The organism is Nonlabens ulvanivorans, assembly GCF_000732625.1.
Taxonomy (GTDB): domain Bacteria; phylum Bacteroidota; class Bacteroidia; order Flavobacteriales; family Flavobacteriaceae; genus Nonlabens; species Nonlabens ulvanivorans.
This window is the reverse complement of the sequence record NZ_JPJI01000032.1, coordinates 1293624-1301330: the sequence shown is the minus strand read 5'-3', so window position 1 is coordinate 1301330 and position 7707 is coordinate 1293624. Positions and strand designations below refer to the sequence as shown.

The 7707-nt window shown below is 33.6% G+C and carries 7 protein-coding genes; all 7 read right to left on the bottom strand.

Annotated features, from left to right (window positions below):
* Positions 1-63: 63 nt before the first annotated feature.
* The 7 genes from IL45_RS12950 to IL45_RS12920 all read right to left on the bottom strand — a co-directional run bounded on the left by IL45_RS12950 (position 64) and on the right by IL45_RS12920 (position 7513).
* Positions 64-1410: an MATE family efflux transporter gene (locus tag IL45_RS12950; protein WP_036584670.1), complete on the bottom strand. Its 1347-nt coding sequence runs from the start codon at positions 1408-1410 to the stop codon at positions 64-66.
* Positions 1411-1517: 107 nt separating this feature from the next.
* The gene (locus tag IL45_RS12945) at positions 1518-2393 is read right to left on the bottom strand and encodes a PPK2 family polyphosphate kinase (RefSeq protein WP_036584668.1); all 876 of its coding nucleotides are present in this window, start codon (positions 2391-2393) and stop codon (positions 1518-1520) included.
* Positions 2394-2399: 6 nt separating this feature from the next.
* Positions 2400-3563 carry a sigma-54-dependent transcriptional regulator gene (locus tag IL45_RS12940; protein ID WP_036584666.1) on the bottom strand — a complete coding sequence of 388 codons (1164 nt, stop codon included), beginning with the start codon at positions 3561-3563 and terminating at the stop codon, positions 2400-2402.
* On the bottom strand, positions 3564-4439 hold the full coding sequence (locus IL45_RS12935) for a DUF6268 family outer membrane beta-barrel protein (RefSeq protein ID WP_036584663.1): 876 nt from the start codon (positions 4437-4439) through the stop codon (positions 3564-3566). It abuts the gene before it with no gap.
* Positions 4439-5299, bottom strand: a complete 861-nt coding sequence (locus IL45_RS12930) for a mechanosensitive ion channel family protein (RefSeq protein WP_036584660.1) — start codon at positions 5297-5299, stop codon at positions 4439-4441. The genes IL45_RS12935 and IL45_RS12930 overlap by 1 nt, the downstream gene beginning before the upstream one ends.
* The gene (locus IL45_RS12925; protein WP_036584658.1) at positions 5299-6591 is read right to left on the bottom strand and encodes an ABC transporter permease; all 1293 of its coding nucleotides are present in this window, start codon (positions 6589-6591) and stop codon (positions 5299-5301) included. Before IL45_RS12925 ends, IL45_RS12930 begins: the two co-directional genes overlap by 1 nt.
* Positions 6584-7513, bottom strand: coding sequence for an ABC transporter ATP-binding protein (locus IL45_RS12920; protein WP_036584655.1), 930 nt, complete (start codon positions 7511-7513; stop codon positions 6584-6586). The genes IL45_RS12925 and IL45_RS12920 overlap by 8 nt, the downstream gene beginning before the upstream one ends.
* Positions 7514-7707 lie beyond the last annotated feature (194 nt).

The following is a 7707-nucleotide window of genomic DNA, read 5'->3' as shown; positions in this document are numbered from 1 at the left end:
TACCAACCAAACTTTTTGCCAAATTAAATTAAAATAATTCGTAAAACACAAACAAACAAGTCATTACGAAAATGATTTAACCAATCTAACCCTTATCAAATAACGATAACGCAGATACATCAACATACTTGATACACTTAATCCTAGTAATAAGCCAATCCAAATACCTTGCCCGCCGTAATCAAGCACAATACCTAAGTAGTAAGAAACAGGAAATCCGACTAACCAATATGCAATAAAACATATTGCACTAGGTATCCATACATCTTGTAATCCTCGTAATGCACCCAAGAAGACTACTTGTAAACCATCACTTACTTGAAAAAATGCAGCTACAATCAACAAACTAGAAGCAATATTCACTACTTCTACGTCTTGAATATAAATCCAAGGTAATTGATCCTTAAAAGCATAAAATATTACAGCAAAAATCACATCTAAAATTAATGTCAACAAGAATATAGATCTCGCAATTCTTTTAAGTTCTAAAATATTACCATTTCCCAGTTGATTACCAATCCTTATGGTCGCTGTCACACTAAGGCCAACACCAACCATAAATGTCATTGCTGATAAATTGAGAGCAATTTGATTTGCTGCCTGACTTTTAGTACCCAACACACCACTAAGAATGATTGCTGCAGTAAAAAGACTAACTTCAAAAAACATTTGTAGCGCTGTAGGAAATCCTAAGTTCAATAATTTTTTAAATATTCCAACAGAAAATGCTTCTACTGTAGAAAAATATCTTTTTAGTTCTACTTTTCGCGAAAGCAAAAACATCAAAACAGGAACCATGAGTATCCTTGCTACTAAAGTCCCATAAGCAGCTCCCTCAACCTCTAATCTTGGAAACCCAAACTTTCCATAAATCAATAAATAGTTCAAGATAATATTCACAATGTTTGCTATTATCGTAGCCTGCATGGCAAACACCGTCTTAGAAAGACCATCTGCAAATTGTTTAAACGACTGGAAAATCATTAAAGGAATCATGGATATCGCTACAATTCTCATATAAGGAATAGCTAAAATAATAACCTCTTCTGGCTGATCAAGGTAATACAAGATTGGTTCTGAGAGAAATAGAAGAACACATAATATCACTCCATTAATTGTGGAAACTAAAACTCCATTGTGAAAAATACTTTTTACTTTTTGAAAATCACCTTTAGCATCAGCCTCAGCAACTAAAGGTGTTATCGCAAATGAAAAACCAATACCTATACTGAGGGCTATAAAAATTAATGTATTTCCTAGAGAAACAGCAGCTAGCTGAGCGTCACCCAATTTACCTACCATTACATTATCTGCAAATGCAACTAGAAGATGCGCTATTTGCCCAGCCATTATAGGATAAGCAATATTTAAATTCTTACCAAATTCACGTGTATAGTCCTGTAGTGCCATGCTTATCAAAAAGATGGCAAAGATAATGACAAAGAGCTACTCAAATTATGATATGAAAATCTTTAAAGTTAGAATTATCATAAATTGAAAAAACTATAAATAGTTAACTATTCGTTTTCTAAAACTTTAATATAGTCATCAATTTTTTCAACGTGATTATCATCTAATTGTGGCATTATAATATGGGTTTTAGACTCTAGCGTCTGTAATAAGATATCGCAAACAATTTTACGCGCCATAGGTTTATCATCAGATGGAATTATATACCAAGGAGCAATTCCTGTTGAAGTATTGGAAATAGCTTCTTCATAACAGCTCATGTATTTATCCCAAAGAGCTCTTTCTTTCAAATCACCTCCTGAAAATTTCCAGTTTTTTTCAGGAAGATGCAGTCTTCTCAACAATCTATTTTTTTGTTCGTCTTTAGAAATATTCAAGAAAAACTTAAAAATATATGTTCCATTTTGAGAAAGTTCTTTTTCAAAATTATTTATTTGCTCAAAACGCATCTCCCAAAACTCTTCATTCACATCATCGGGACTCTTAATATCTGGTAAATTCTCAGCCATTAAGTATTCAGGATGTACACGTGTAACTAGCACGTTTTCATAATGAGTACGATTAAATATTCCAAAATGACCCTTTGATGGTAGTGCTATATAATGTCGCCATAGATAACCATGTGATAATTCCAATTCAGTAGGTACTTTAAAACTGTGTTGTACGACACCACGAACATTAAAGTCTTTAAAAACTTCCCTAACCAAACTATCTTTCCCTGCAGTATCCATACCTTGAAAACAAACCAATACAGCATGGCGATCATGAGCATAGAGTTCTTCTTGAAATTTAGCTAACGCTCTTCGAGATTTTTCAAGTGATGCCTTTGCTTCTTTCTTACTCAATAATTCCTTAGGTGTAGTATCAAAATTACTTAACTTGATATCCCCAGAAGCGAGATAATTTAAAGGGTTGGTTTTCATACGTCTTTATTTACTAGCAAATGAATTAACATCTGTCTCACTTATTTCTTCACTACCTAAAATAATTAGTCGTTCCACGACATTACGTAGCTCTCTAATATTACCCGTCCAATCATAATTTTGCAGCTTTCCTACCGCTTTATCAGAAAACTCCTTTGTAGTACCACCATGTTCTTTTGCTATTTTAGCTGCAAAGTGCTTTATAAGTAACGGAATATCTTCACGTCTATCATTAAGCGATGGCACATTAATGAGAATAACAGCCAAACGGTGATATAAATCCTCTCTAAATTTATTTTCAGAGATCTCTTTTTTTAAATCCTTATTAGTAGCTGCAAGAATGCGCACATCTACTTTAATATCTTTATCACTACCTACTCTTTGTATTTTGTTTTCTTGTAGAGCTCTCAGCACCTTTGCTTGAGCTTTAAGACTCATATCTCCTATTTCATCTAAAAAAATAGTTCCGCCGTTTGCTGCCTCAAACTTACCAGCACGGTCCTTATTAGCTCCGGTAAAGCTACCTTTAACATGACCAAAGAGCTCACTCTCGATCAACTCACCTGGTATTGCAGCACAATTCACTTCGATAAACGGTGCTGATGAACGGTGGCTTTTTTCATGCAACCAATGTGCTACTAATTCTTTTCCCGTTCCATTGCCACCCGTAATAAGAACACGAGCATCTGTAGGAGCTACCTTTTCAATAATGTTTTTGATAATAAATATCAGCTCACTATCACCGACCATTTCATAGTTCTTACTTACTTTCTTTTTTAGACGTTTATTCTCTACCACAAGACTTTTACGATCTAATGCATTACGAACTGTGTTAAGTAATCTATTTAAATCTGGCGGCTTAGAGATATAATCAAAAGCTCCTAAACGCATCGTATTGACAGCCGTATCTAAATCTCCATGACCAGATATCATAACAACTGGTATCTCAGGTTTGATTTTTTTGATTGCCTCTAGCACCTCAACTCCATCCATTTTAGGCATTTTAATATCACATAGAACTAGATCATAATCTTCTTTCTTTATGAGTTCAATGCCTTCTAACCCATCTACTGCTTCTGTAACAGTATAACTTTTATTCTCTTCAGACAGTATTTTACTTAATACACGTCTAATTGCTGCCTCATCCTCTATTAATAGAATATTTGCCATTTATATTTTAAATTTTATACCTGCTCTAGAATAGAACGTATTACTATCATTTACATTTTTAACATCATCACCACCTGCATCTCTTAACCTTATATCGTTAAAGATAGTATATCCAGTATACACATAAACACTAATATGTTTAGTAAAGTTATACTGATATCCAGGACCGGCCATAGCTGTAGTCATTGAAACATTATCTGCAACGCCATTAGTTGTGTTTACATTGTTTTGGATATTTCCATAAAACCCATCTAATCGTGCATATAATTGTACCATATTTTTATCATTAAAGCGATACACGAGATTCATTTTTGGAGCTCCTAAGGTGAAACTCCATTTTGGAGCAAATTCTCTGTAATAGTTCAAATACGGTAATGGAAAAGGACGTCCAGCTGTTGTGGAGTATTGAATCCCTACGACTAATCTCCAAGGTTTTCCACCATCATCTCTTTTTGTCATACTTTTAATAAAATAAGCGCTGGCCGTTAAAAAATAATCATCACTAATAGCTTTTCCTGCATCAAAATTTGATGCTGCTAACAGGCCTATACGAGTTCCTAATCTCCAGTTATTTTTTAAAGGCGTAGTGTAACCTAATGCAACTTCATAACTTTCATACCGATCAGTACCGAATTGTCTGAAATCTTCAGAATCTTTTACTACAAAGTGAACATTCCTGTATTCTAGATACGGAACGAGATAAGTACCTTCTCCAATTTTAAGGGGTACATTCACAAAGGTTCTAAATCTCCTGAAACTGTTGTCTGAATTGCGTTGTGGGAAATAGGTATACTCTGTACGGAACAAATCGGTACCTTGTGAATACGCTTTCGCGAAAGCGAGTATAAAAAAACAAATTAGAATTCTTTTGAACATTAAATGGTTTTATCTTTTGATTGAAAAATATGAACATCCCTTTGTGGAAAAGGAATTGTAACATTTTGAGCTCTAAAGGATTTGTCAATAGCAAATCTCAACTCACTTTTAATACGAGGATCCACAAAACTATCTCGCACAAAAAAGTAAAGTGCAAACTCTAACGCACTATCTCCAAAATTATTGAACAAGACAAATGGTTGAGGACTTTTAAGTACACCGCTTTGATTAGTTGCGCACTCAAGCAACAGTCTTTTAACTAGTTCTGTATCGCTACCGTAAGCGACACCTACTTGTATATTTTCTCTTGTTTTTGGATGGTTTTGGGTATAATTATATATTGTCTGTTGTAAAAATAAATGATTAGGAATCACTAGTACTTTATCATCTCTAGTTATCGCTCGAGTTGTACGCAGTCGTATTTCAAAAACACGACCTACCTTACCTTCCATTTCTATAATATCATTCACTAATAATGATTTATCAACTAATATGGTAATTCCTGCAATTATATCCTTAAAAAAGTCTTGCAGGGCAAAACCAATACCTACAAATAATGCCGCACTAGCCGTTAATATAGCAGTTAAGTCTACACCAGAACTGTTGAGAACGATAATTATGACTATAATGTAAACTATGTAATTGAAAAACTTGAAAATACTATCAAATTTGAGCTTGTCGGTTTCATCCATCTTACGCGTAAGAAGTCTTTTTATACCTCTTAATACAAGCGATGCTACAACGATAGCCAGTATTGCCAGAATAATATGACCGGCGTCTAGATGAAAATCACCAGGTTTATCTGCACTGATTATTTCATAATCAAAGAATCCTTTAAGCTTTTTCCAAAGTTCTTTCATTAATACTTAAGCCATTTATATAGTTCTTTCCAATTTACTTTTTTACCATACATTAATATACCTACTCTGTATATTTTTGCAGCAAACCATGCCACACCAAAGATACTTACATACAGTAATAACATACTAAGTCCTATCTCCCAGTATGCAATCTCTCCAAAAGGAATACGCATTAACATCACTATAGGAGAAGTTAATGGGATATACGAGAATATGACTGCAACAGTTCCATGAGGATTATCCATGACAGAAAAGAATCCTACATAGATTGACAATATTAAAGGTAATATAACCGGTAGCATAAATTGCTGTGTATCTGTTTCATTATCTACAGCAGCACCTATCGCTGTATATATTGCAGCATATAAAAAGTATCCACCTATAAAATAAATAAAGAAACAAATCACTAATTTAAGTAAAGGTAGCTGCATGATATCATTAATAATGAGCTGCATCTTATCCATATTCTCTAATTGGGACATGGCCATTTCGTTACCAGGACTCTGCACGGCTTCAGGCCCTAAAAATGTACTAGCAACGGTGAAGAGAATTCCTCCTAGTATTACCCAAATGATGAACTGAGTAATTCCGGCAAGCGATGTTCCGGTAATTTTACCTATCATTAAATAAATAGGTTTAATAGAACTAATAATAATTTCTATAATACGATTTGTTTTCTCTTCTATAACTGATCGCATTACCATATTACCATAAATGATAATAAACATCATTAATAAATATCCTGCTCCACCACCGAAAGCCATTTTAATCCATCCGTTTGCTTTACTGGTTTGCACACCAGTATAACTTTGTAATTTTAAGTCTGTTGTGATTTTAGATTCTTTAATAGTCTCTAGATTAATACCTCTGGCTACTAATCGGTCTTCTGTAGCTTTTTTACTAATCTTATCTTCTATCTCATTTATAAAACCTAAAGATGGAGAATCATCAGAATATAAGGTAACCTCACCTAACTGATTCTTATTTTCACTTATATGTATTAATCCATAATAATCTGCTGTTTTACTTGCGTCTATAGCTACCTGCAAATTATTATTTTCAAGTATTATATATTCTGTACGTTCTGAGTCTTCAAAAAGTGGAGCATATATACTCGTGTCATCTAGTATAGCAATTTTTCTAGTAGTATCATTATTAAGACTAGTAAGAAAGCCGACTAGTAAAGCAACACCCACAAATATCATAGGACTTACAAAAGTCATGATAATGAAGGTTTTGTTTCTGACCTTATTAAGGTATTCCCTTTTAATTATAAGCCACAACTTATCCATCTTGCTTCACTGTTTTAATAAAGATATCATTAACACTAGGTATAATTTCACTGAAATGGGTCAACTCGCCTAGACTCGTTAAATCATTTAACGACTGGGCTATAGTTATATCTTCTGGCAATCTAATTTTAAAATCTAATGTATTATCTAAACCAGATAACTCGATACCTTCTGCATTATATAAATCTGGTATTGATTGTAAAGTTCTAGCATTATCTTGAGTAATAAGTGACACAGCGTATTCTCTATTACGAAATTGTTGTTTCACCTCACTGAGTTTACCACTTAAAACTACGTTAGATTTATTGATAAGAGCTATATGGTCACACATTTCTTCTACACTTTCCATACGATGGGTAGAGAATATAATAGTTGCTCCTTGATCTCTTAATTGCAAGATTTCATCTTTTATTAGATTTGCATTCACAGGATCAAAACCAGAAAACGGTTCATCAAAGATTAGTAAATCTGGTTCGTGCATTACCGTGACAATAAATTGCACTTTTTGAGCCATCCCTTTTGATAGTTCTTGTAATTTCTTGTTCCACCAGCCTTGCATTCCTAAACGATCAAACCAGTATTCTAATTTTGCCTTTGCTTCAGATTTTGAAAGACCTTTAAGCATGGCTAGATAGATACATTGTTCACCTACCTTCATGGATTTATACAGACCTCTTTCCTCTGGCATATAACCAATTTGTGAGATATGTTTAGGCTCAAGTGGTTCTCCATTAAGAAGAATATCACCACCATCAGGCATCGTAATTTGATTTATAATTCTGATTAAAGATGTCTTACCAGCTCCATTAGGTCCTAGTAATCCGTAAACACTTCCCTTGGGAACTGCAATATTTACGTCATTGAGTGCCCTAAAGTCACCGTAACGTTTTACAATGTGTCTTGCTTCAAGCGTGTTCTTCATATTATATCTAAAGCTTGCTAATTTAAAAATATCTCGCACCTTCTAACGAGCATTTACATTTATTTAGGTTACAAATAACAAAAAACCCACCTTCCTAATTAATAGAAAGGTGGGAAAAATTGCTATGAAAAAGAAAAATAACATTTGGTTGGTTAACCAATTGTTAAACCAAATATATAATTAAATTTTCAATT